This is a genomic window from Corallococcus silvisoli, from assembly GCF_009909145.1.
GTDB classification, from domain to species: domain Bacteria; phylum Myxococcota; class Myxococcia; order Myxococcales; family Myxococcaceae; genus Corallococcus; species Corallococcus silvisoli.
This window is the reverse complement of record NZ_JAAAPJ010000006.1, coordinates 61038-85035: the sequence shown is the minus strand read 5'-3', so window position 1 is coordinate 85035 and position 23998 is coordinate 61038. Positions and strand designations below refer to the sequence as shown.

General features: G+C 71.7%; 21 protein-coding genes. 8 read left to right on the top strand and 13 right to left on the bottom strand.

The features are described from left to right. Nucleotides 1–21 precede the first annotated feature (21 nt). From GTY96_RS11950 to GTY96_RS11935, 4 genes are all read left to right on the top strand, one after another. Nucleotides 22–939 carry an iron-containing redox enzyme family protein gene (locus GTY96_RS11950; RefSeq protein ID WP_143906496.1) on the top strand — a complete coding sequence of 306 codons (918 nt, stop codon included), beginning with the start codon at nt 22–24 and terminating at the stop codon, nt 937–939. A 159-nt stretch (nt 940–1098) separates the two neighbouring features. After that, entirely contained in the window at nt 1099–1569 is a 471-nt protein-coding gene (locus tag GTY96_RS11945; RefSeq protein WP_161664777.1) for a fibril protein, read from the top strand. Between the two features lie 251 nt (nt 1570–1820). Next, on the top strand, nt 1821–4535 hold the full coding sequence (locus GTY96_RS11940) for an AsmA family protein (RefSeq protein ID WP_161664776.1): 2715 nt from the start codon (nt 1821–1823) through the stop codon (nt 4533–4535). 96 nt (nt 4536–4631) lie between these two features. Continuing rightward, nucleotides 4632–5387: an AAA family ATPase gene (locus GTY96_RS11935; RefSeq protein WP_161664775.1), complete on the top strand. Its 756-nt coding sequence runs from the start codon at nt 4632–4634 to the stop codon at nt 5385–5387. Nucleotides 5388–5390: 3 nt separating this feature from the next. Here the strand turns inward: GTY96_RS11935 and GTY96_RS11930 are convergent, their stop codons facing one another. Next, complete coding sequence (locus tag GTY96_RS11930) at nt 5391–6182, bottom strand: hypothetical protein (protein WP_201756022.1); 792 nt, start codon at nt 6180–6182, stop codon at nt 5391–5393. A 177-nt stretch (nt 6183–6359) separates the two neighbouring features. On the opposite strand from GTY96_RS11930, the gene GTY96_RS11925 reads away from it, so the two are divergent. After that, nucleotides 6360–8012 (top strand): formate--tetrahydrofolate ligase, encoded by a 1653-nt coding sequence (locus tag GTY96_RS11925; protein WP_143906504.1) that lies wholly within the window; start codon nt 6360–6362, stop codon nt 8010–8012. A 78-nt stretch (nt 8013–8090) separates the two neighbouring features. On the opposite strand, the gene GTY96_RS11920 is transcribed toward GTY96_RS11925, so the two are convergent. The 5 genes from GTY96_RS11920 to GTY96_RS11900 all read right to left on the bottom strand — a co-directional run bounded on the left by GTY96_RS11920 (nt 8091) and on the right by GTY96_RS11900 (nt 11909). Then, entirely contained in the window at nt 8091–9683 is a 1593-nt protein-coding gene (locus tag GTY96_RS11920; RefSeq protein WP_161664774.1) for a methyl-accepting chemotaxis protein, read from the bottom strand. A gap of 367 nt (nt 9684–10050) precedes the next feature. After that, entirely contained in the window at nt 10051–10551 is a 501-nt protein-coding gene (locus GTY96_RS11915) for a PTS sugar transporter subunit IIA (RefSeq protein ID WP_143906507.1), read from the bottom strand. 56 nt (nt 10552–10607) lie between these two features. Next, complete coding sequence (locus GTY96_RS11910) at nt 10608–10961, bottom strand: hypothetical protein (protein WP_143906509.1); 354 nt, start codon at nt 10959–10961, stop codon at nt 10608–10610. A 178-nt stretch (nt 10962–11139) separates the two neighbouring features. Continuing rightward, a complete protein-coding gene (locus tag GTY96_RS11905) occupies nt 11140–11463 on the bottom strand; it encodes a hypothetical protein (RefSeq protein ID WP_143906511.1) in 324 nt (107 codons plus the stop codon). A 35-nt stretch (nt 11464–11498) separates the two neighbouring features. Further along, nucleotides 11499–11909 carry a hypothetical protein gene (locus GTY96_RS11900; protein ID WP_255442760.1) on the bottom strand — a complete coding sequence of 137 codons (411 nt, stop codon included), beginning with the start codon at nt 11907–11909 and terminating at the stop codon, nt 11499–11501. A 193-nt stretch (nt 11910–12102) separates the two neighbouring features. Between GTY96_RS11900 and GTY96_RS11895 the strand changes: the two genes are divergently transcribed. Together GTY96_RS11895 and GTY96_RS11890 are read left to right on the top strand one after the other, a co-directional pair. Then, nucleotides 12103–13452, top strand: coding sequence for a sigma-54-dependent transcriptional regulator (locus GTY96_RS11895; protein WP_143906636.1), 1350 nt, complete (start codon nt 12103–12105; stop codon nt 13450–13452). A 160-nt stretch (nt 13453–13612) separates the two neighbouring features. Continuing rightward, nucleotides 13613–14074, top strand: a complete 462-nt coding sequence (locus tag GTY96_RS11890) for a hemerythrin domain-containing protein (RefSeq protein WP_161664773.1) — start codon at nt 13613–13615, stop codon at nt 14072–14074. Between the two features lie 3 nt (nt 14075–14077). Here GTY96_RS11890 and GTY96_RS11885 read toward each other — a convergent pair whose 3' ends face one another. Genes GTY96_RS11885 through kdpF form a run of 6 tightly spaced genes read right to left on the bottom strand, consistent with a single transcriptional unit; the run spans nt 14078 to nt 21649 of the window. Continuing rightward, the gene (locus GTY96_RS11885) at nt 14078–15913 is read right to left on the bottom strand and encodes a HAMP domain-containing sensor histidine kinase (protein ID WP_143906515.1); all 1836 of its coding nucleotides are present in this window, start codon (nt 15911–15913) and stop codon (nt 14078–14080) included. Continuing rightward, nucleotides 15910–17076, bottom strand: a complete 1167-nt coding sequence (locus GTY96_RS11880) for a sensor protein KdpD (protein WP_143906517.1) — start codon at nt 17074–17076, stop codon at nt 15910–15912. Before GTY96_RS11880 ends, GTY96_RS11885 begins: the two co-directional genes overlap by 4 nt. 37 nt (nt 17077–17113) lie before the next feature. Beyond that, the gene (kdpC, locus tag GTY96_RS11875; RefSeq protein WP_161664772.1) at nt 17114–17746 is read right to left on the bottom strand and encodes a potassium-transporting ATPase subunit KdpC; all 633 of its coding nucleotides are present in this window, start codon (nt 17744–17746) and stop codon (nt 17114–17116) included. Between the two features lie 22 nt (nt 17747–17768). Further along, nucleotides 17769–19829 carry a potassium-transporting ATPase subunit KdpB gene (kdpB, locus tag GTY96_RS11870; RefSeq protein WP_161664771.1) on the bottom strand — a complete coding sequence of 687 codons (2061 nt, stop codon included), beginning with the start codon at nt 19827–19829 and terminating at the stop codon, nt 17769–17771. Nucleotides 19830–19831: 2 nt separating this feature from the next. After that, nucleotides 19832–21550 (bottom strand): potassium-transporting ATPase subunit KdpA, encoded by a 1719-nt coding sequence (kdpA, locus tag GTY96_RS11865; protein ID WP_161664770.1) that lies wholly within the window; start codon nt 21548–21550, stop codon nt 19832–19834. A 9-nt stretch (nt 21551–21559) separates the two neighbouring features. Further along, nucleotides 21560–21649, bottom strand: a complete 90-nt coding sequence (gene kdpF, locus GTY96_RS11860; RefSeq protein ID WP_143906525.1) for a K(+)-transporting ATPase subunit F — start codon at nt 21647–21649, stop codon at nt 21560–21562. A gap of 201 nt (nt 21650–21850) precedes the next feature. On the opposite strand from kdpF, the gene GTY96_RS11855 reads away from it, so the two are divergent. Further along, nucleotides 21851–23110 (top strand): Fic family protein, encoded by a 1260-nt coding sequence (locus GTY96_RS11855; RefSeq protein WP_161664769.1) that lies wholly within the window; start codon nt 21851–21853, stop codon nt 23108–23110. A 65-nt stretch (nt 23111–23175) separates the two neighbouring features. On the opposite strand, the gene GTY96_RS11850 is transcribed toward GTY96_RS11855, so the two are convergent. Continuing rightward, a complete protein-coding gene (locus GTY96_RS11850; protein WP_161664768.1) occupies nt 23176–23979 on the bottom strand; it encodes a lectin OAA family protein in 804 nt (267 codons plus the stop codon). Between the last annotated feature and the right edge of the window lie 19 nt (nt 23980–23998).

The window sequence follows — 23998 nt, the reverse complement described above, 5'->3', positions numbered from 1 at the left end:
CGTGGGGAGAGGGTGCGCACCATGAGCGGGCTTGGCGAGGTGGCGGAGGGCGCGGAGACGGAGGACGCACGCCTGTCTGAGCGCCTTCACCGGGCCCTCTTGCGCTTCAACCAGTCCCGACTGGCGCCGGGGTTTCCCACCGACGGCTGGCAGGTGACCGTGCAAGCGGAGGCGCGCCTGCGCCTGCTGGAAGGCGGCTACGTGGAGGCCGAGCGGCAGCGCGTGGCCGCCTGGGCCGCCGAGGCGCCGGAGGACGCGGACGGGTTCCTCGCCTGGTTCGAGGACCTGAGGGTGTCAGGACCCGGCCAGAGGGATCCGCTGTTCCCCTGGCTGGCGACGCAGGCATCGCTGGAGCAGCTGCGCTGGTTCCTCACGCAGGAGCTCGCGGGCGAGGCGGGCTTCGACGACCTGGTGGCGCTGACCCAGCTTCAGCTCCCCACGCGGGCGAAGCTGGAGCTGGCGCGCAACTACTGGGACGAGATGGGCCGCGGGCGCGAGGACGCGATGCACGGGCCGATGCTCGCGGAGATGGCCGCGAGGCTGGGGCTGAAGCCCACCGACGCGGACACCGTGTGGGAAGCGCACGCGCAGGCGAACCTGCTCTGCGCCTTCGCCTTCAACCGCCGCTACGCGTTCCACGCGGTGGGCGCGCTGGGCATCGTGGAGGAGACGGCGCCGGGCCGCACGGCCTGCGTCAACGAGGGCCTGAAGCGTCTGGGGTTCGACATGCGGGTGCGGCGCTACTACGCGGTGCACTCGACGCTGGACGTGAAGCACTCCGCGACGTGGAACCGGGAGGTGCTCCACCCGCTGGTGGCCGCGAACCCCGCCTGCGCGCGGCCCCTGGCGGAGGGCGCGCTGCTGCGGCTGGACGCGGGGGCGCGGTGCTTCGAGCGCTACCGCCGGGAGCTGGGCCTGGAGCTGAAGTCGCTCCGCTGACAGCGCATGCCTGGCCGTCCTTCCCCCTGGGCCCTTGCGCGTGTGCGCTGGCCCCGGGGTGCGTCTACCGCACGACGGTGCCTCCGGGTGGAGGGGATGCGCCGGGAACGGAGCGGACGCCAGCTTGGGGGGTTTTCCCAGGCAGAAGCTGGAGGCCCGATGTCCCTGTTCCGATTCACCTGTCCCGCGGTGCTGCTCCTCATGGCGGCGTGCGCTTCCCCGGGCACGTCCTTCGAGGACGTGATGCGCCGCACGAAGCCCCAGCTGCCGACGCCGGCGCGGCCGGATCCGCTGACCTACGGCACCCGGCCGGAGAACCCGGTGCGGGTGGGCTGGGGGGACAAGGGCGTGATGGCGTACTTCAAGCTGCTGCGTGGGCCCCAGGGCCAGGCCGTGGCGTGGCGCCGCATGGGGGACTGCTGCGAGTTCACCCAGGTGGATGGTCAGGCCCATGAACAGGGCCGCCTGACCATCTTCGAGGTGACCTACGAAGGCCTGGATACGCCGGTGGTCCTCTACGTGGACGCCTTCACCGGAGGCAGCGTGTACGCGCCCTGGGGCTTCCTGCTGGACGGCCAGGGGGACGCGCCGCCCCCGACAGGGACGGAGCCGGAGGTCATCGACCTGTAGGCGCTCCCAGGGCCTCGCCTCCGCCCAACCCCGCCCAGGCCCGGTTGAATTCCAAGAATCCATGGGTTTTCAGGACCCATGCGCCGCCCCTTCCGTGGGAGGGCGGCCGTGCATGGCCGCGGAAGCTCGCGGGAGTATGACCTTCCTCCGGCTGTTGAGCGTCACGCTGGCAACCTCCCTGTCTCCAAGGGAGGTGCGGCACTCTCGGCGCTGCGCTAAGCGTTCGACCGCTCTCCGACGGAGGAGGAACCGTGGCGGCTGTGAAGAAGAAGCGTTGGCCCTATGTGGTGGGAGGCGTCCTCGTCCTCCTGGTCGCCATCGTGGCGGTGGTGCTGTCGCGCCTGGACGCCCTCCTGTTGAAGACGGCGCGGGACCAGGCGGCGACGTACTCCCAGAAGCTCGGGCGTCCCATCGAGATTGGCGACATCTCCACGAAGCTGTTCCCCCACGTGGGCGCGCAGATTGAGAACGTCACCGTCGGCGCCGCCGAGGGCGAGGACCTGCCGCTCGTGGAGCTGAAGTCCGTGGACGTGAGCGTGGCGGCGATGCCGCTGCTCACGTCGAAGGGCAAGGACATCCAGGTCCAGAACGCGGAGGTGTCCGGGCTCACCGTGAACGTCCTGCGGCTGGCGGATGGCACCACCAACGTGCAGCGCCTCCAGGAGAAGCTGGCCCAGCAGCAGCCGAAGGAGGAGGCGCCGGAGGAGGAGTCGCCGCCCACGGACCTGTCGGGCGTGCACGTGGAGCGCGCGGCGCTCACCGACGGCACCATCCGCTTCGTGGACCGCGCGGCGGGGCAGCAGGCGCGCGAGCTGGCGGTGCGCGACCTGGACATCGAGGTGAAGGACCTGCGCGTGGGCCAGCCCCTGAAGGTGGACCTGGCGGCGGCGGTGCTGGCGGAGCAGCAGAACCTGAAGATGACGCTCCAGGCGGCGCCGCTGCCGGCGACGCTGGTGCCCACGCCGGAGCAGGTGACGCTGAAGGCGGAGCACATCGACCTGTCCCCGCTGGGGCCGTTCCTGCCGCCGGACGTGGGTCTGCAGGCGGGCACGCTGGACGCGGACTGGAAGGCGGACCTGGGCGGCGCGGTGCCCGGCGGCAAGGGCCCCACGAAGCTCGTGGGCGTCATCAAGGCGCTGGGGATGAAGTTCGCGGGTTCGGAGGGCGGCAAGGCGCTGGACGTGGTGCTCGACACAGACGTGACGGGCGACCTGGCCACGGGCGACCTGGCGCTGGACAAGCTGAAGCTGGACCTGGGCCCCGCGACCCTCTCCGGCAAGGGCAAGGTGAAGGGGCTGCTCACGGACAAGCCCGCGGTGGAGGGCTTCGAGTTGGTGGGGCGCAACCTGGATCCCGCGGTGCTCGCCGAGTACTACCCGCCCCTGCGCAAGCAGCTCAACGGCATGGTGGCCGGCCCCATTGGCCTGGACGTGCGCGGCAGCGGGACGCAGGCGGAGCAGGCGCTGAACATCGCGGTGGACCTGACGCCGGTGCGGCTGCGGGTGCCGGAGCAGCTGACGAAGGACGCGGGCGGCGCGATGAAGCTGCACGCGAAGCTGACGGGCGCGGCGGCGAGCGGCGGCGCGCTGCGCTTCGACGCGAAGGCGGACCTGGACGGCGTGGACCTGCGGCCGGGCCTGCTGGTGAACAAGGCGCCGGGGCAGCGGCTGGAGGTCGCGGCGGCGGGCACGTACGCGCCGGCGAAGACGGGCAGCGGGATGACGGTGAACGTCACCAGCATGACCCTGAACGCGCTGGAGGACACGATGACGGGCACCGCCACGGTGGCCCTGGCCGGCACGGGCAAGAAGGCGACGACCACGTTCAAGGCGAACGTGAAGAGCGCCCGGCTGGACGCGGAGAAGTTGTTGATGAGCGAGGAGCAGGTGCTGGCGCGCACGGGCGGCAAGCCGCCGCCGGAGCCGCCGGTGGACGCCGCGCGCTTCAACGGCTACCGGGGTGACATCCAGTTCGCCATCGCGTCGCTGCGCTACACGGCGATGGACCTGTCCAACGTGACGGGCGTGGTGAAGATGGTGGACGACCTCATCACGGTGGAGAAGTTCTCGACGGGCATCTACGGCGGCAAGGTGGTGGCGGACGGGACGACGATCCGCCTGGGCCCCGTGCCGGAGGCGCGGCCCTTCTCCGCGAAGGTGCAGGTGCAGGGGCTGGAGGTCGCGCAGGCCCTGGCGGCGCGCACGCCGAAGCAGGTGCTGACGGGCAAGTTCAACGGCAACGTGGACGTGCAGGGCGTGGGCTACACGCCGGACAAGCTGCAGCAGACGCTGCTGGGCGGCATCAGCGGCAACCTGCTGGAGGGCACGTTCCTGGGCAAGGACCTGGTGTCGTCGGTGACGGGGCCGCTGTCCAAGGCCCTGCCGTTCGCGTCGAAGGCGCTCAAGGGCGGCGACGTGACGTCCCTGGGCGGGGACCTGCCCTTCAGCGTGACCATCAAGAACGGCGTGGCGCAGCTGAGCAAGCCCATCACCTGGACGCGGCCGGAAGCGGCGATGAGCTTCGACGGCGGCATCAAGCTGGACGGCACGCTGGACCTGACGGGCGGCGTGTCGCTGACGCCCGCGACCATCCACGCGCTGACGCTGGGAAAGGTGACGACGACGGAGGCCATCCCGGTGGGCCTGAAGCTCGCGGGCAAGGCGTGGAGCCCGGACGTGACGGGCGTGGACGTGAAGCCGGCGGCGACGACCCTCGCGAAGCTGGCGGGCGCGGCGCTCGCGGGCAGCCTGCTGGGTGAGAAGGGGAAGATCGTCCAGGACGTCATCACGGGCGGCCAGGACAAGGCCAAGGCCGAAGCGGAGGCGAAGCGCCAGGAGCTGGAGGCGCGCGCCAACGAGGAGCGCAAGAAGCTGGAGGAGCAGGCCCGCGCGGAGCAGGAGAAGGCGAAGCAGCGCGCGTCCGAGGAAGCGAAGAAGAAGCTCAAGGGCCTCTTCGGCGGGAAGTAGCCGCCCGAAGGTCCGGGAGTGACGCGCGCGCCGCGGGGTTCCCAGGGGAGCCTCGCGGCGTTCGCGCTTCCACGGAGTGGCATAGGCTCGCCGCCCATGCTCCTCCGGCTCACGCGCATCGAGGCCGCCGGCTTCCGCTCCCTGCGCGAGGTCGAGCTGCGTCCCCGCCCGTTGCAGGTCGTCCTGGATCCACGCGGAGAGGCCACCCGGGACCTGGTGGCCTTCTTCACGCTGCTGCGGGAGCTGGCGCACGGACGGCTCCAGCAGCACCTGTCCCAGCCGGCCGTGATGGACGGGCTGCGCGGCCCCGTGAAGCTGGGGCTTGGCGTCCACCACGATGACTACCAGGTGGAGCTGCGACACCTCCCGGAGGGCTGGCGCATCTTCCGCGAGGAGCTGCACCTGCTCGCGGGAATGTCGCTCCCCTTCGTCGAGCCCCCTTCCCATCCCCCGTGCGAGGAGGCCCGGCTCTCCACCTTCCCACCCGGGCCCACCCCCAGCAGCGAGGGCGGAGGCGAGGCGGAGTGGCTGGGAGAAGTCGCGGACCGGGTGTCTCGGGACACGAACGGGTTCCTGCGTGGCTTCCGCGCCCAGCCCGCCAGCGGCTTCGACGTGGAGGGAGTGTCGTTCCTCGTTCTGGAGGAACCCGACGAAGCCCTGCCCGGGAACGCCGTCTGGGACCGGAGCCAGTCCGCTCGCGCGGCGTCCTCACGGGTCCCCGTGCTGCTGTGCACCCCGTCGGTGGCCCTGGCGGACGCCTTCGACCCCGAGGACGTCCTGCGCGTGAGCACCTCCGACGGCACCTCCTCCTTCCGGCCGCTGCTGGACCGGAAGGAGTCCGGCGACCCCTGAGCGCTACTGCCCGGGCCCACCGCGCGCTTCCCAGCCGCCCGCGCCCACCGGACCGCCCCGGAGACCGCCGCCTCGCGGGCTCATCTCCTGGCGGCGCATCTCCTGGTACTTGGCCTGCTGATCCGCGCTGAGGACCTTCTGCATCTCCTGGTCGTTCTGCGCGCGCAGGTCGCGCATCTCGCGCTGGACCTCGCGCCCCGGCCGGCCGTTGCCCGCGCCCGCCAGGCCCGCCATCAGCTCCTGGCGCTTCGCCTCCTCCGCCTGGAGGCGCTTCGTCAGCTCCTGCTCCTGGCTGTAGCTGAGCCGGGCGTCGGTGACGAACGCCTTGACGCGCTCGGCCTGCTCGGCCACCGCCTGCGTCCGCATCTGGTCGATCTGCTGCTGCCACTGCTGGCGCTGCTCGTTGCGCTGCTCCTCCTGCACCGAGCGCATCATGTCCTTCAGCGACTGCCGCCCGCTGTCGGTGTTCAGCGCTTCGCCCACCATCACGCCGCGCACCTCCTCGCGGAGCCTCGCCACCTCGGCCTCCAGGCCCACGGGCGCGGGGCCCGTGCCGGTGCCGGTCGCGACCGTGCCGCCCTGCTGCTCGAAGGCCATCAGCCGCCGGGACAGGAGCTGCACCGTCTCCTCCAGGGCCTTCATGCGCGTCTGGAGCGCCCGGACGTCCGCCGCCGAGTCCTGCACGCGGGGCGACTCCTGCGTCACGGGAGCCTCCGACTTCCCCGGCCCCCACAGGGACACCCCGAGCGCCAGCGAAGCCAACCCCACCGATGCGATGCCGAGAATCCGATTCATGATGCTCTCCCTGACGGAACTCCCCGCCGCCTATTCCATCGCGTCCCCGGGGTTCGTCCAGCGCCGGCATCCTCCCACCCGCCCGCCTCACGGGGAAACGGCCTGGCGCGCGTGCCTGCCCGCTCCCCGTGCCGTGAGCGTTGACCTCTCCGGTCGGGACACCGAGAGTCCCCCGCCATGACGCTCCGTCCCATCGCAGAAGTCGGCGCCGAGCTGGGCCTCGCGCCGGAAGATGTCCTCCCCTGGGGCCGCGACCGCGCCAAGGTGTCGCTGGACGCCCTGGGCCGCCGCTCGGGCCAGGGCCGCATGGTGTTGGTCTCGGCCATCAACCCCACGCCGCCGGGAGAGGGCAAGACGACCATGTCGGTGGCGCTGGCCATGGGCCTGCGCAAGCGGGGCCGCAAGGCGGTGGCGGCGCTGCGCGAGCCGTCCCTGGGGCCCGTCTTCGGGGTGAAGGGCGGCGGCACGGGGGGCGGGCAGGCCAGCCTGGAGCCGGCGGCGGACATCAACCTGCACTTCACGGGGGACCTGCACGCCATCACCAGCGCGCACAACCTGCTGGCGGCGCTGGTGGACAACGCCCTGTACTACGGCCACCCGGTGGCGCTGGAGGGCACGCGGGTGCGGTGGCGACGCGCGCTGGACATGAACGACCGGTTCCTGCGCAACGTCATCGTGGGGCTGGGCGGCAAGGCGCACGGCGTTCCGCGCGAGACGTCCTTCGACATCACGGCCGCCAGCGAGGTGATGGCCATCCTCGCGCTCGCGGAGAGCCTCCAGGACCTGGAGGCGCGGCTGGGGCGCATCGTGGTGGGGCAGGCGCCGGACGGCTCGCCGGTGCGCGCGAACGACGTGAACGCGGCGGCGTCCATGGTGGCGCTGCTCAAGGACGCGCTGATGCCCAACCTGGCGCAGACGCGCGAGGGGGGCCCGGCCATCGTGCACGCGGGGCCGTTCGGCAACATCGCGCACGGGTGCTCGTCGGTGATGGGCACGCGGCTGGCGCTGGCGTACGCGGACGAGGTGGTGACGGAGGCGGGCTTCGGCTTCGACCTGGGCGCGGAGAAGTTCCTGGACATCAAGTGCCGGAGCGCGGGCGTGTGGCCCCGGGGCGTGATGCTGGTGGTGACGCTGCGAGCGCTCAAGCACCACGGCGGCGCGAGTCCCGCGCAGGTCGCGGATCCGAACCGCGAGGCGCTGCTGAAGGGCTTCGACCACCTGGAGAAGCACCTGGAGTCGGTGGCGGCGTTCGGCCTGCCGGCGGTGCTGTGCGTGAACAAGTTCCCGCAGGACACGGAGTCGGAGCTGGAAGAGCTGCGCGCGTTCGCGAAGGCGCGGGGCGTGGGCATCGCGGTGTGCGACGGCTTCGGCCGGGGCGGCGAAGGCGCGCTGGAGCTGGCGGACACGGTGCTGGCGATGCTGGACGCGACGGACGCGGCGCCGCCGAAGCCGCGCTTCCTGTACGCGCTGGAGCAGACGCCGGAGGAGAAGATCCGCGCCATCGCGCGCACGGTGTACGGCGCGGACGACGTGGCGTTCACGCCAGGGGCGCGCAAGGACCTGGAGACGGCGCGGGCGCTGGGAGGCGCGGGGCTGCCGGTGTGCATGGCCAAGACGCACCTGTCGCTGTCGGACGACCCGACGAAGACAGGGCGGCCCCGGGGCTTCACGTTGACGGTGCGCGAGGTGCGCCTGTCCGCGGGAGCGGGCTTCCTGGTGGCGCTCACCGGAGAGCTGCTCACCATGCCGGGCCTCCCCCGTGAGCCCGCCGCCCGGCGCGTCACCGTCCACCCGGACGGCCGCATCACGGGCTTGATGCAGGGCGAATAGCCCCCCAACGAAAACGGGCCGCCCCGGTGCATTCCGGGACGGCCCGTGGGCCCGCGGCGTCCGCCGGGCGGACCGCGGCTAGACGCGGAAGGTGGTGGACAGCTCCTGGAGCTTGCCCAGGGACGTGTTGATCTGCCCCACCGCCTGTTCGGCGTTGGTGGTGGCCATCACCACGTCGCTCATCATCTCCGACAGCTGCGTCACCACCTCCGTCATCTGCGTGATGCCCGCGTTCTGCTGGGTCACCGACGCGACGATCTGCCTCGCGGCCTGGCTGCTCTCCTGCACCACCTGGGTGATGTCCTTCAGCGTCGTCGCGGACGCGAGCACCTGCTCGATGCCCTCCTCCATCTTCTGGCTGTCCCCCTCGGCGATGCCCACCGTCTGGCGGATGGCCTGGTTGATCTCCAGGAGGATCTTCCCGATGCGCTGCGTGCTCTGCAGCGACTGCCCGCTGAGCGCCCGCATCTCCTTGGCCACCACCGCGAAGCCCCGCCCCTCCTCCCCCGCCCGCGCCGCCTCGATGGCCGCGTTCAACGCCAGCACGTTGGACTGGTCCGCCAGGTCCTTCACGCTGCCGATGATTTCACCCGCGTGCACCGCCTGCTCCGACAGGTGCCCGATGCTCCCCACCAGCGCGCCCACCCGCGCGCGGATCTGCTGCAACCCCTCCGCGCTCCGCTCGATGGACAGCTGCCCGGATGAACTGAACGCGTCCGCCTGCGCCGCCACCTTCAACACCATCTCCGCGCGGCTGGCCGCCATGCCCGACGTCTGCGCGATCTCCGCGATGGTGGAGCTGGCCTCCGTCAGGCTGCGCGACTGGCTGGTCAGGAAGTTGAGCTGCTCGTGGCTCGCGGAGTTCAGCCGCGCCGCCGCCGCCGTCAGCTCCGTCACCACCGCGTGCAGCGTGCCCGGCACCGCGCTCAGCCGCGTCATCAGCGTCTGGATGCTGCGCGCCAGCTCGCCCACCTCGTCCTGGGCGCTGGTGTCGATGCTCAGCGACAGGTCGCCTTCCCGCGCGATGCGCGTCGCCGTCACCGTCAGCCGCGCCAGCGGCGTCGTCACCTCGCGCAGCAGCCACAGCGTCGCCACCGCGAGCGCCAGGATGCAGCCCACCGCCAGCACCAACACCCACGTCAGCGTCGTGCCGTGCAGCGACGACACCTCCGTGAAGGCCTCCTGCTGCGACGCCTCCTGCTGCGCCGTCACCGCCTCCAGCCCGCCATGCACCGCCTTGTACGCGGGCTCCAGCTTCGCGAGCGCGGCCTCCGCGGTCGCGTCGCTCCGGGCCGCCAGCGCCACCACCGCGGACGCCTCCTGCCAGTAGCGCGTGAAGTCCTTGCGCACCGCCTCCACCCGGCCCGCGTCCACGTCCGGCAGGGCGACCAGCGCCGTGAGCCCCTTCGTGAACTCCGCCACCTCCGCGTCCAGCGTCTGCTGCTGCACCGCGTGCAACGCCACCGCGTCGCCCACGTCCTGGTGCAACGCGGCGAAGCCCGCCCGCGCCGTCTGCGCCAGACTCACCGACGGGGCCAGGCTGGTTCCAATGCGCTCCGCGGCCTGCCGCGTGCGCGACCCCAGCACCACCGTCACCGCCACGATGGCCACCAGGAACCCCGCGGCCACCACGGGCAGCACCATCATCTTCTGCTTGAGCCTCAACGCCATCACACACCCCCTCGCGGGCCCACGTCACACATCCCGATGAAGCGCGGACGTGCATCCGCGCGGGGCCTGCAGCGCCAGCTCATTGTCGCTCATCCTTCCGCGGCCCGGACGGACCCCCCGACGGCCGAGGCTCCGCCTGGACGCGTAGGATAGACAACACCTCTCCCCCCGACTCAAGCCCGCGTCCCTTGAAATATCCTCGAAACGGGTCCGCCCGACCCCTCAGGGTCAGGCGCGACACTTCGTCCTGTCAGGTGGGACAGGCGAAAGAGGACGCCTCACGTCAGCCAGGAGACACGCGGGCGCCCCGTGGGGCGATCATCCCAGCGCTCCGGGAGGAGCCCGGGCGCGAGTGACCCGGCGGACCTCACCCGTGGAGGCTGTCCGGGAGCGGTGACTCCACTGGCTGGGGGTGGAGGGACTCCGCCCAGGACAGCAGGGCGTAGGCCTCGCGGGCGGTGGTCGTGGCGAGCAGCGCGTCCCGCAGGGACGGGGCGCGCAGCAGCGTCGCGATGCGCGAGAGCACGTTGAGGTGCAGGCCCGCGGTGTCGGTCGGCGCCACCAGGCCGACGAAGATGCGCACCCGCCCGTCCTCGGGAGCGCCAAAGACCAGGCCGCGGCGGCTCATTCCCAGGCAGGTGACGATGCCCCGTGCCCCCTCCACGCGGCAGTGAGGGATGGCCACGCCCCCCGCCATCACCGTGGCGCCCAGCGCCTCCCGCGCCCGGAGCTGGGAGGCAATCACCTCCGGCGCCACGCCCGACTCCGGGGCCATCAGCCCCGCCAGCTCGTCCAACAGCGAGTCGCGGTCGTGCGCCCGTAAGGCCGGGCGGATCGCCTCCAACGACAGGAAATCCATCCACCGCATGTCCATGCCTCCCGGCCCTCGTGGCCGCGAATGTCGTCTTGAAGCACTCCCCCACTTCAGGTGGCGACGGCGACGCGCTCGCGCCCCACCATCACGATGCAGGCGGCGAGCACTCGCGCGCTGAAGCCGTCACGCTCGCTGTCGTCGAACGCCTGCGCCAGCACCTCCGGGTCGTCGTCCAGGAACAGCGTGGAGCCCACGCGCTCGAAGACATGGGCCAGCAGGCCGCGGCAGCAGGTGCAGCGCCACGCCTTCTCCAGCGCGCGTCCGGCGCGGCGTCGGGCGTCCCCCAGGCCGCGGGCCCCCAGCATCCGCACCGCCTTGAGCGAGCCCTCCTCGAGGGTGCCTGCGCGGTGCTCCCAGGGCCGCCTCACGGCGGCCCACGCGTTCAACATGGCGACGCTTCCCATGGCATTCCACTCCTGGCTGCCCGGGTTCCTCCACCGGGCCGCCCACCCCCAGGAGCACCCCGCGTGCCGGGGCGGCGGCACTCCATCCCCGCGTTCTTCCAGGGGTTTCCCTCCCCCTGCTTCGCGCGCGGTTTCATCCTGCACGCTGGCGCCATGCAGGACGCGGTGCCGCCTCGCCTCAGCGCCACGGCCCCAGCCGGGCGCGGCACACGCCGTCACACTCGGGGAACCCCAAGAGGAAGCGGGCCTGCTCGCGGCAGCGCGGAAGGAAGTCCCCGGCGCGCGGTCCCTCGCACAAGGCCCGGAAGCTCTCGGAGGTCTGCTGGAAGAGGGCGGCCCGCTCTCCAGCGGGCAAGCCCTGGAGGCCGCGCCGGTCGGAGCACGTGCTGGCGAGCGCCACGGCCGCCAGGCCCCAGAGCAGCAACCAGCCGGGCAGGTCCCTCCACCCGGGGCGGGACAGCCCGCCCTTCACGGCGGTGGGACGCGGGGTTGAAGAGTCCATGCCCCGGCTCCTGGGCAAGACACATGCCGCGGACTTCAGCGCGTGGGCCTGGTGACGAAGGGCTCCACCTCGCGCCTGCAGACGTCGTCGCACTCGGAGAAGCGGATGAGGAAGTCCGCGTGCCGCGCGCACTTCTTGGGAAAGCGCGTGCCGCCACCGTCAGGCAGGCACAGCAGGCGGAACTCCTCTTGTGTCTCCTGGAACAGGGCCTCGCGCTGCGAGGGCGACAGGGCCTGCAGCGCGCGGTTCTCCCCGCCCTGGAGCCAGAGGAAGACGCCCACCAGCACCAGCAGCAGCACGCCCAGCCACGTGCCCCGGCGCAGCCAGCGGTCGGGCGGGGGGGCCAGCTCCTTCGCGAAGATGTTGCCGTCCTCACCCCCTTCTTCCGGGGGCGTCCCGTCGTTGCCCATGGGCTCCATTCCATCCATGGCGCGTGCCAGCCGCACGGCCGTACCCCAGCAGACACCAGCCGGCCCTGGGTTGCACCTTGCAACCGCCATCCGGGGCCGACCTTGCGGCTCGCGGTGCGCGCCGGCACTCCCGGGCGCCTGGCATCCAACAGATGGGGCCCGGCACACGGCATGCTCTTAGACTCGCCTCATGGAAGTCCGTGCCGGCCCGGAAGCACAGGAGCGCCCCATGCGGGTGCTCGTGGTGGATGACGAGCGAAACATCCGCCACACCCTGCGGGTGTGCCTGGAGGGCCTGGGCTGCGAGGTGCGCGAGGCCGCGACGCCGGAGGCCGCGCTGGCGGCGCTCGCGCAGGGGCCGGCGGACCTGGCCTTCGTGGACCTGCGGTTGGGCAACGCCTCCGGCCTGGAGCTGCTGCCCCGCCTGCTCGCCGAGTCGCCCGCCCTGGACGTCATCCTCATCACCGCGTACGCGACCTTCGACACCGCCGTGGAGGCGGTGAAGCGGGGCGCGCGCGACTACCTGCCCAAGCCCTTCACCCCCGCGCAGATCCGCCACGTGCTGGAGCGCGCGAGGGCCCAGCGCGAGCTGACCTCGCACCTGGGCGACCTGGAGGGGCAGCTCGCGCAGGCGGTGCCAGAGGCCACGCTGGAGACGGCGTCGCCCGCCATGCACGCGGCCCTTGGCTTCATCACGCGCGCGGCCACGTCCGACGCGGCGGTGCTGCTGCGCGGGGAGAGCGGCACCGGGAAGGGCGTCCTCGCTCGGGCGCTGCATTCGATGAGCGCCCGGCGCAAGCGGCCCTTCGTCACCATCAACTGCCCCACCCTGTCCGAACAACTGCTGGCGAGCGAGCTGTTCGGCCACGCGCGCGGCGCCTTCACCGGCGCGGTGAAGGACCAGCCGGGGCGCGTGGAGCAGGCGGAAGGGGGCACGCTCTTCCTGGACGAGGTGGCGGAGATGAGCCCGTCCCTCCAGGCGCAGCTGCTGCGCTTCCTCCAGGAGAAGCAGTTCGAGCGGCTGGGAGAGGGCCGCACGCGCAAGGCGGACGTGCGGGTGGTGGCGGCCACGCACCGCGACCTGGAGAAGGACGTGGCGGAGGGGCGCTTCCGCGAGGACCTGATGTACCGGTTGAACGTCCTGGAGCTGAAGCTCCCCGCCCTGCGCGAGCGCCCCGAGGACCTCCTCCCGCTGGCACGCCGCTTCATCGCCTTCTTCGCCAGGGCCGCGCAGCGCCCGGCGCCGGAGCTGTCACCCGCCACGGAGGCGATGCTGCGGGCCTACCCCTGGCCGGGCAACGTGCGCGAGCTGCGCAACGCCCTGGAGCGGGCGCTCATCGTGGGGGCCTCGGGCGTGGTGGAGCCGCAGGCCTTCCCGGAGCGCATCGCGTCCGCCGCGGGGCCAGGGGTGAGCCTGGGCGGTCCGCACACGCTGGAAGAGGTGGAGCGCGAACACATCCTGCGGGTGATGGCCTCCGCGCCGACGCTGGACGAGGCGGCCCGCCTGCTCGGCATCGACGCGTCGACGCTGTGGCGCAAGCGCAAGAAGTACGAGGCGGACGCGAAGCCGGACGCGTGAGGCGAAGGCCTGTGCGCCAGTGCATGGCGGCATGACCCCGGGGCCCGGGGCGTCCAAGGGCGCTCGTCCCGGAGCGTGGATTGCGCCCTTGCGCGCGCGTGAGAACCCTGCGGACGGACCGCCGCTGCCGCCGCCTGGCGTGTCCCTCCACGGATACCTCATGAACCTCATCGACGTGCTCATCCAGCAGCACCGGGATGCCGAGGCCCTCTTCGAGGCCTACCGCAACGCCCCGGACGAAGAGAAGCCTGAGCTGTGCGTGCGCCTGGCCGAGGCGCTCACGATGCACAGCACCATCGAGGAGCGCTGGGTGTATCCGGTCGCGCGAAGCGTCGTCGACGGGTCCCGCATCGACTTCGCGGTGGAGGAGCACGGGGAGATGACCCAGCTGCTCGCCGAGCTGCTGCGCGCGCGCCGCGACGTGCCCCGCAGGGAGGCCACGGTGCGGGAGCTGGAGGCGGTGGTGGCGAACCACATGGCGGAGGAGGAGCGCGAGGTGCTGCCCCGGCTGCGCCAGGTGGACGCGGGCGCGTTCGGCCTGTCCAGCTCGGAGATCGTCCGCTCCGCGTCCGACGCGCGCCGCGAGGCCATGCGCCAGCTGGATGCCTCCGCCCCGCGGTGAACCTCAGGCCTGCTCGGGCTGAGGCAGCGTGAACCAGAAGGTGCTGCCCTGGCCCGGGGTGCTCACCACGCCCAGCTCGCCGCCATGCGCCTGGACGACGTCCCGGGCGATGGACAGCCCCAGACCCGCGCCGCCGCCCGTGGCGCCCGGAGCCCGGTAGAACTTCTCGAAGATGCGCGCCTGCTCCTGCGCGGGGATGCCCTCGCCGGTGTCGCGCACCTCGAAGCGCGCGTGGATGCCGTCGCGCCGGACGTGCACCGACACCTCGCCGCCCCGGGGCGTGTGCTTCACGCCGTTGCCCACCAGGTTGCCCAGCACCAGCTGGAGCCGGTCTGGATCCACCCGCACCGTCTCCACGTCCGGTGACAGGGTCTGCGACAGGCGCACGCCCCGGTCCTCCGCCACCGTGCGCTGGGCGGACAGCGCGTGCGCCACCAGCTCCTCCGTGGACACCTCGCGCACGTCCAGCTGCAGCTGCCCGGACTGGATGCGCGACAGGTCCAGCAGGTCGTCCACGATGCCCTGCAAGCGCTCGCAGTCCTCGCGCGCCGCGAAGAGCAGGTCCGCCTGCTTCTCCGTCACCTCCCCCACGACGCCCTCCGCGACCAGGTGGATGGCCATGCGCAGCGACGTGAGCGGCGTGCGGAACTCATGCGCCACCGTGGCCACCAGGTCGTTCTTCAGCTCGTCGAAGCGCCGCAGCCGCGTCACGTCCTGGAGGATGAGCGTGGCGCCCACCACCTCCCCCGTCTCCCCGTGCACGGGGCTGCCGCGCGGCAGCAGCCAGCGGCCTCCCTCCGCGGACGCCTCCACCCGCACCGCCTCCTCGTAGCCCCGGGGCTGGTACGCGCCGCGCCCGCCCACGACGTACGCGCGCACGCGCTCCAGCACGGCGCGCACCTCCGGCTCCACGCGCCCCAGGGCATCCCCGCCCTCGTCCAGCCGCAGATGCAAGGTGTCCTCCGCCGCGGCGTTCACGTTGAGCAGGCCGCCGTCCGCGCCCAGCACCAGCACCGGGTCCGGCAGGCTGTCGATGGCCGCCTGGGACACCGCCTGCGCCTGGAGCAGCTCGCCCAGGCTGCTCTTGCGGTACTGCCCCAGCCGCTCCGCCATGGTGTTGAAGTCGCGGGCGAGCTGCGCGATCTCATCCCGCCCCTCCACCACCGCGCGCGCCTCCACGTCGCCCTGCCCCAGCCGGCGCACCGCCTGAGACAGCACCGATATCGGACGGATCGCGCGCTGCACCAGCGACGTGGTGAAGAACAGGCCGAAGCCCAGCGCCGCCACCATCGCCAGCGCCATCAGCGTGTTCACCCGCTCGCTCTGCTTCCGCAGCCCGTCGCTCTTGCGCACCATCGCGTCCTGGTTCAGCGCGAGGATGGACGACGCGGCGGACTTCGCCTCCTGGAAGGCGGGCGCGAGCGAGGCGAAGTAGCGCGTCCGCGCGTCCTCCGGAGTCTTCTCCTGGAGGAAGGCATCGAACGTGGACTGGTAGTTCGCCCAGGCGGCCTGGAGCCGCTGCGTCGCCTCCCCCTCGCCCGGCTCGGTGATGTTGCCCTTCTGGATGGCCAGCTCCGCCTCCAGCGACGGCCTCTGCGCGGCCTGCTGGGTCACGCCCCGCTCGCGCTCTCCCGCGATGATGAAGAGCGCCGCGCTGTCCATGCGCTCCAGCTGTTCGGTGATGCGCTGGGTGGCGAGCACGCTGCGATAGTTGTCCTCCAGCACCCGCTGGCCGGACTCGCCCACGCGCGCCAGGGTGACGACGGCCATGGCCCCCAGCAGCAGGAGCGCCAGCACCAGCGGCGCCTGGGCCAGCAGCAGTCGGGAGCGCAGCGTCATGGGCGCTTCTCCTCGTGGGGCTCGAAGGACACGATGTGGATGTCGAAGCCCTCCCCTTCGCGCAGGAGGCGCGCGTCCGTGGTCAACCCCAGCCGCTGGCGCCACTTCGGCTGGTTGGAGCGACCGATGATGATGTGGCCCACGCCGTGCGAGCACGCGAAGTCCAGCAGCGCCGCCACGGGGTCGCCGGAGCGCAGGCGCACCACCTCCGCGCCCAGCTCCTTCGCCTTCTCGATGTTCGACAGCAGGTGGCGCTGCGCCTCCGCGTCGATGAGGTGCGGCGCCTCGCGGGGCGTCTCCACGTACACCACGAACCAGTCCGTGTTGAGCCGGCCCGCCATGCGCGAGCCCCGGCGCAGCAGCGTCGCCGCGTGCGGCGGGTGACTGGAGAGGGCCACCAGCACGCGGCCCCAGGCGCCACCGCCCTTCGGGGAGGGCTCCTCGCCGGCGAGCGCCTGCCGTCCGGTGGTGGCGCGGTCCAGGCTCTCCGCCACCTCGCGCAGCGCCAGCTCGCGCAGGGTGGAGAGGTTGTCGCCCGTGAAGAAGCGCTCCAGCGCGCTCGCCACCTTGTCGGGCGCGTAGATTTTTCCCGCCTTGAGCCGCTCCTGGAGGTCCTCCACCGCGAGGTCCAGGTTCACCACCTGATCCGCCGTCTTGAGGAAGCTGTCGGGCAGGGTCTCCCGCACGGTGACGCCGGTGTTGCGCTCCACCAGGTCGTTGAGGCTCTCCAGGTGCTGCACGTTGAAGGCCCCGATGACGTTGATGCCCGCGGCCATCAGCTCCTGCACGTCCTGGTAGCGCTTGCGGTGGCGGCACACCGGCAGGTTGGTGTGGGCCAGCTCATCCACGATGGCCACCTGCGGCCGGCGCGCGAGGATGGCGTCCAGGTCCATCTCCTCCACGGAGACGTCGCGGTAGGTGAGGCGCATCCGGGGCACGACCTCCAGCCCCGTCACCAGCGCCTCCGTCTCCGGGCGGCCATGCGTCTCGATGAACCCCAGCACCACGTCCACGCCGCGCGCCTTGAGCGCGTGTGCCTCCTCCAGCATGCGGAACGTCTTGCCCACGCCCGCCGCGAAGCCGATGTAGAGCTTCAGCCGGCCTCGCCGGCCGCGCTCCACCAGCTCCAGGAAGTCCTCCGCGCGAGGGCGTCGCGTCGTCATTGCTGGAAACTCCCTCGCGGCGCGGCGCCAGCGGGGCTCACGGGGACGCGCCTCCCGCGGGGGTGGGCACGGGCGACGAGGGAGGGGGGAGGGGTCCGCCGAACTGTCGATCCATCGCGAGGTTCAACGTGAGCACGTTCACCCGGGGTTCGCCCAGCACGCCGAACGTCCGGCCCTCCACCTGTGACATCACCAACGTCCGCACCCGCGCGGGCTCCACGCCGCGCGCCCGCGCCACGCGGGGAACCTGCCACAGCGCGGCCTCCGGCGACACATGCGGGTCCAGGCCGGACGCGGACGCCGTCACCAGCTCGCCGGGCACGGGGCCAGGGGCCTCCGGGTTCTCCCGGCGCAGCCGCTCCGCGTCCGTCACCGCGCGCTCCTGGAGCTTCTGGGAGGTGGGGCCCAGGTTGCTGCCGCCAGAGGCCGTCGCGTCCCAGCCCGTGCCCGCGGCGGAGGGGCGCGGCTGGAAGTAGGCGGGCCGGGTGAAGCCCTGACCGATGAGCGCGCTGCCCACCTCGCGGCCCTGGCCGTCCTTCACCAGCGACCCGTTGGCTTCATGGGGAAAGAGCCCCTGCGCCACGCCGGTGACGGCCAGGGGGTACAGCACGCCCGTGAGGACCAGCGTGACGACGCTGGCGCGCAGGGCGGTGAGCAGCACGGAGACCATGGTGTGGATTCCTCTTTCCGGCTCAGGCCAGGCCCACGGTGGTGAGCAGCACGTCGATGACCTTGATGCCCAGGAACGGGACGATGACGCCGCCCACGCCGTAGAGGAGCAGGCTGCGGCGCAAGAGGGCCGCCGCGCCCAGCGGGCGGTAGCGCACGCCCTTCAGCGCCAGCGGGATGAGCGCCACGATGATGAGCGCGTTGAAGATGACCGCGGACAGGATGGCGCTGAACGGCGACGTCAGCCCCATCACGTTGAGCGGGGCAATCTGGGGGAAGACGCCCATGAAGAGCGCCGGGAGGATGGCGAAGTACTTGGCCACGTCGTTGGCGATGGAGAACGTCGTCAGCGTGCCGCGCGTCATCAGCAGCTGCTTGCCCACCTCCACCACCTCCAGGAGCTTGGTGGGGTTGGAGTCCAGGTCCACCATGTTGCCGGCCTCCTTGGCCGCCTGGGTGCCGGTGTTCATGGCCACGCCCACGTCCGCCTGGGCCAGCGCGGGCGCGTCGTTGGTGCCGTCGCCGGTCATCGCCACCAGCTTGCCCTTGCCCTGCTCCGCGCGGATGAGCGCCAGCTTCGCCTCCGGGGTCGCCTCCGCCAGGAAGTCGTCCACGCCGGCCTCGCGCGCGATGGCCGCCGCGGTGCGCGGGTTGTCGCCGGTGATCATCACCGTGCGGATGCCCATGGCGCGGAAGCGGTCGAAGCGCTCATGGATGCCGCCCTTCACCACGTCCTTCAGGTGGATGATGCCCAGCACCCGCGCGCCGTCCGCCACCGCCAGCGGCGTGCCGCCCGCGTCACCGATGCGGTCCGCCGCCTGGCTCAGCTCCACCGGCACGGCGCCGCCCTGCTCCTTCACGTGGCGCATGATGGCGTCCACCGCGCCCTTGCGGATGCTGCGCGGGTGCGGATCCACCAGGTCGCAGCCGCTCATGCGCGTCTGCGCGGTGAAGGGCACGAAGGTGGCCTGATGCGCGCGCAGCTCGCGCGGCCGCATCTTGTAGGTGTCCTTCACCAGCGTGACGACGGAGCGCCCCTCCGGGGTCTCGTCCGCCAGGCTCGCCAGCTGCGCGGCCTCCGCCAGCTCCTCGATGCGGATGCCCGGCAGGGGCAACAGCTCCGTGGCCATGCGGTTGCCCAGGGTGATGGTGCCCGTCTTGTCCAGCAGCAGCGTGTCCACGTCGCCCGCCGCCTCCACCGCGCGCCCGCTGAGCGCGAGCACGTTCTTGCGCAGCAGCCGGTCCATGCCCGCGATGCCAATGGCGCTCAGCAGTCCGCCAATGGTGGTGGGGATGAGGCACACCAGCAGCGCGACCACCGCGGTGCCGGACAGCCGCACGCCGGAGTAGAGCGCCAGCGGCACCAGCGTCACGCACGCCATGAGGAACACCAGCGTGAGGCCCACCAGCAGGATGTGCAGGGCGATCTCATTGGGCGTCTTCTTGCGGGCCGCGCCCTCCACCAGCCCAATCATCCGGTCGAGGAACGACTCGCCGGGGTCCACGCTGATGCGGATGACGATGCGGTCGGACAGCACCTTGGTGCCGCCCGTGACGGCGGAGCGGTCGCCGCCGGACTCGCGGATGACGGGGGCGGACTCACCGGTGACGGCGGACTCGTCCACGCTGGCGATGCCCTCCACCACGTCTCCGTCGCCGGGGATGACGTCGCCGGCCTCGCACACCACGCGGTCGCCCTTGCGCAGGGCGGGCGCGCCGACGCGCTCCTCGCGGCCGTCGTCGCGGAGTCGGCGGGCCTGGGTGTCCTGCCGCATGCGGCGCAGGGCGCTCGCCTGGGCCTTGCCCCGGCCCTCCGCCACGGCCTCCGCGAAGTTGGCGAAGAGGACGGTGAACCACAGCCACAGCGTCACCCCCACGGTGAACCAGAGGGGCGCGCTGCCACCGTGGGGGCTCACCAGGTCCTTGAGGACGAACACGGTGGTGAGGAGGCTGCCGGCCCACACCACGAACATCACCGGGTTGCGGGCCACGTCGCGCGGGCGGAGCTTCTTGAGGCTCTCCCAGACGGCGGGCTTGAGCAGCGCGGGGTCCAGCAGGGACGCCGGCTTGGAGGCGGGGGCCATGGTCAGTACACCTTTCCGGCCGCGCCGAGGAAGTGCTCGACGATGGGGCCCAGGGACAGCGCGGGGAAGAACGTCAGCGCACCCACGATGACGACGACGCTCACGAGCAGGCCGGTGAAGAGCACGCCCTGGGTGGGGAAGGTGCCGGGGCCGGGGGGCACGACCTTCTTGCCCACGAGCGACCCCGCCAGCGCCAGCACCGGCACCATCATCAGGAAGCGGCCCGCGAGCATCGCCATGCCCAGGCTGATGTTCCAGAACGACGTGTTCGCGTTGAGGCCGGCGAAGGCGCTGCCGTTGTTGGCGACGCCGCTGGTGTACGCGTAGAGGATCTCCGACAGGCCGTGCGGGCCCGCGTTGTTGAGCGACGACGTGCCCTGCGGCAGCACCGCGCCCACGGCGGACAACCCCAGGGCGACCAGCGGGAAGACGAGCACGTACAGCATCGCGAGCTTCATCTCGCGCGCTTCGATCTTCTTGCCCAGGAACTCCGGGGTGCGGCCCACCATCAGGCCGGCGATGAAGACCGCGAGCACCGCCATCACCAGGATGCCGTAGAGGCCCGCGCCCACGCCGCCGAAGATGACCTCGCCCAGCTGCATGTTGACCAGCGGCACCAGTCCGCCCAGCGCGGTGAAGCTGTCGTGCATGGAGTTCACCGCGCCGCACGACGCGTCGGTGGTGACGGTGGCGAACAGGGTGGAGGCCGCGACGCCGAAGCGGGCCTCCTTGCCCTCCAGGTTCCCGTCCTGGAGGACGTGGGCGGACGCGAGCGCGGGGTTGGCGTGGGATTCGGCGGCGTAGCTGGCGCCAGCGCCCACGAGGAAGAGGACGGACATGGCGGCGAAGAGGGCCCAGCCCTGCTTCGTGTCGCCGGTCATCTTCCCGTAGGTGTGCGTGAGGCCCGCGGGGATGACGAAGATGAGCAGCAGCTGGACGAAGTTGGTGAGGGGGGTGGGGTTCTCGAAGGGATGGGCGCTGTTGGCGTTGAAGAAGCCGCCGCCGTTGGTGCCCAGCATCTTGATGGCCTCCTGCGACGCCACGGGCCCGAAGGCGAGCGTCTGCTTCACGCCCTCCACGGTGGTGACCGGGTGGTACGGCGAGAGGTTCTGGAGCACGCCCTGGGACACGAAGAACAGGGCGACCAGGAAGCTCAGGGGCAAGAGCACGTAGAGGGTGCCGCGCACCAGGTCGACCCAGAAGTTGCCCAGGGTCTTGTGGCCGTCCGGGCCGGGCCGGCGGGTGAGGCCTCGCGCCAGGGCGAGCGCCACGCCCATGCCCGCGGCGGCGGAGGCGAAGTTCTGCCACGTGAGGCCCACCATCTGGGTGGCGTAGCTCATCGTGGATTCACCGGCGTACGACTGCCAGTTGGTGTTGGAGGTGAAGCTGGCGGCGGTGTTGAACGCGAGCGCCGGGCCCACCGCGGGCAGGTGCTGGGGATTGAACGGGAGCACGTGCTGGAGCCGCTGGAGGACGTAGAGGCCCACGACGCTCATGGCGCTGAAGGCGAGCAGGGCGGCGGTGTACCGCCCCCACGTCTGCTCCCGCGCGCGGTCCACGCCGCACAGGCGCAGGAGGACGCGCTCGACGGGGCCGAGCACTCGGGGCAGGGGCTGGGTGGGGGACTCGAAGACGTGGAAGAGGTAGAGGCCCACGGGTTTCGTCAACGCGAGGACCGCGGCGAAGAACAACAGGATCTGAAGCCAGCCAATGAGGGTCATGGCGGGCACCTAGAAGCGCTCTGGCAGGAGCAGGGCGTAGACGAGATAGACGGTCAGCAGGAGCGCGAGCGCGATCCCCGCGGCGTATTCGAAGGTCATGACCCGAGGGGCTTTTGCATCCGCCGTACCGGGGCGACCCCAGGTCGAGCCCAGATGTTCCGGGGAGTTGCGCGAGCCATCCCCGGGCCCGGGTTGCAATGTGCACGAACCGGCGCCGCCGAGGTCCGCAGGGTGAAAGGCCACGATGGTGGACGGGCCGGTTGAAGCGAGTGCTTATCGTGGGAACTGGAGGTGCGTGCCGTGGATCCGTACCGGTGGAGCGAGCGCATCGAGCCCAGGCTTCGGCAAGCGACCGAGCGGCTGCGGCGGCTGCGTTGCGCCAGGACTCCGCCCTCGGCGCTGGAGAGTCTGCGGCACGCGTTCCGGAGCGAGCACGCGTACCACTCGAATGCGATGGGAGGGAACCGGCTGACCCTGCCTGAAACCCACGCGGTGCTGAAGGATGGCATCGTCATCGCGGGCACGCCCCTGAAGGACCATTTCGAGGCGGTGAACCTCGCGCATGCGCTCGACCTCATCGAGACCCGGTCCCGCGAGGACACGGCTCCGGGTGAGCAGGACGTGCGCGAGCTGCACGGCATCGTCCTGCGCGGCATCGAGCCCCTGGACGCGGGGGTGTACCGGCGGCTCAACCTGAGGATGGAGGGCACACCGCATGTGCCTCCCGAAGCGACCCACGTGCCCGAAGCGATGCGGACTTTCGGCGCGTGGCTGGCGGGAGTCAGGACCGAGCATCCGGTGGTCGCCTCCTCCATCGCGCATGCGTGGTTCGCGGCGATTCATCCCTTCACGGATGGGAACGGCCGGACAGGGAGACTGCTCGCCAACCTGCTGCTGATGCGGGAGCACTATCCCCCCATCGCGCTGAGGGTCGAGGACCGTGCGCGGTATCACGCGGCGCTCCAGTCCTCCCATTCGAGCGACATCACCGCGCTGGTGGAGCTGACGCTCGACGGGGTGGAGCGGCGCTTCGACGAGTACGAACGAGCGGCCGGTGAGGTCCTCGAGCCCGACATGGAAGCGTCACGGGCCGAGACGCCGACCCGGTTCAGCAGGTGGTACGAGGCCGCCCGCGCCCTCCACGAAGCGCTCCGGGAGGTCGCGGCACGGCTGGAAGTGCGCGCTCCCGAGAGCGGTCGTCCGAGGCTCCAGACCTCCGAGCTGGCCGCGCTCACGGAGCGTGAGTGGGCGCCCCTTCAAGAGACCTCCCTGGCGCTCTTCAGCATCCGTGGCCAGCACCAGGGTCGACAGGTGGAGATCTTCTTCCACTCGATGCCACCGGTTCCGGATGCGGGTGCGGTCCCTCCGGGCATTCGCATGACCGCCCCCAGTCCGGAGCGCATCGCCCTGAAGTATTTCTCCTCGGCGGTGCCCACCGGACACACCTTCAGCGTGTCGCGGGATGGGCTCGACGCCGAGGTCGAGCACGGCGTCTCCGCGCTCACGCTCGCGACGGAGCTCTGGACCTACGCGATCACCGAGTACCTGTCGCCGCGCTGAACGCCGCGCATCCGGGCGACCCTGAAGCGGGGCCGCCCGGTGGGGCTGCTCTTGATACGTGGGGGTCAGTTCAACTTGCCGCGGAAGCCGATGGGGCCTTCACCGTTGTAGGTCGTGGTCCCCGTCAGGGCCTTCCCACCATCCGGGGAGGTGAAGTTGAGGGCCACGACGTTCTGGTTCTGCCGGGCGCCGATGATCCAGAGCCCGCCGGGCTGCCAGGGCGCGGAGGAGCCGCCCCACTGGTTCTCCACCGTGTAGTTGTTGCCGTCGGACAGGGTGCCGCGGAAGCCGATGGGGCCCTCACCGTTGTAGGTCATGGTCCCCGTCAGCGTCTTGCCGCCGTCGCTGGACGTGACCGCGACCGCGACGACGTTCTGGCCCTTCCGAGCGCCGAGGACCCAGACACCACCGGGCTGCCAGGGCGCGGAGGCGCCTCCCCACTGGTTCTCCACCGTGTACGCGCCGCCGTTGGACTGCTCGCTCCGGAAGCCGATGGGGCCCTCGCCGTTGTAGGTCGTGGTGCCGAGCAGCGTGTTGCCGCCATCGCTGGACGTGACGTTGAGCGCGACGATGTGCTGGCCCTTCCGAGCGCCGAGGACCCAGACACCGCCGGGCTGCCAGGGCGCGGAGGAGCCGCCCCACTGGTTCTCCACCGTGTAGTTGTTGCCGTCGGACAGGGTGCCGCGGAAGCCGATGGGGCCCTCACCGTTGTAGGTCATGGTCCCCGTCAGCGTCTTGCCGCCGTCGCTGGACGTGACGTTGAGCGCGACGACGCCCTGGCCGGGCCGGCTGCCGATGACCCAGAGACCGCCCGGATTCCACGGGGCACCCGAACCACCCCACTGATTCTGAACGACATACGCAGTCATCTTTGACGCCCTTTCAAAT